This window comes from Methylobacterium frigidaeris (genome assembly GCF_022179185.1).
Classification (GTDB): Bacteria; Pseudomonadota; Alphaproteobacteria; order Rhizobiales; family Beijerinckiaceae; genus Methylobacterium; species Methylobacterium frigidaeris.
The window spans coordinates 1-401 of sequence record NZ_BPQJ01000150.1; the positions used below are offsets into that span (position 1 = coordinate 1).

Genomic DNA, 401 nt, shown 5'->3' on the forward strand with positions numbered 1-401 from the left:
CCGGCGAGGTCACCGGCAACATCGCCGGGGTGGCGGGTGCCGCGGAGGAGACGGGCGCGGCGGCGAGCCAGGTTCTGGGGGCCGCGAGCGAGCTGTCGCGCCAGTCCGAGTACCTCTCGGCCGAGGTGGCGAGCTTCCTCGACACCGTGCGGGCGGCCTGATTGCCTCGGCATTTACGGCAAAGGCGTGGCCCGTGATCACTGCACTGCGGACACGTTCGGCACCTCGCTCAACCGCGTCGTGAACCGGCGCGAGCGCATCTCGAACTTCGTCGACCAAGTGCGCTTCTCGACGAGTCCCGCCCGCGCCGGCATTACGGCGCCGCGCCCGAACCGGCTGTTGCAAACGTCCATCGCCGCCATCAGCGCACCGGACTTCTCGCGGTCGAGCGCATCGAAGAG

General features: G+C 70.1%; 1 protein-coding gene. It reads right to left on the bottom strand.

Annotated features, from left to right (window positions below):
* Nucleotides 1-197: 197 nt before the first annotated feature.
* Nucleotides 198-401 (bottom strand): DUF4113 domain-containing protein (locus MFF64_RS36630; protein WP_238193938.1); only part of this gene is annotated, 204 nt, incomplete at its 5' end.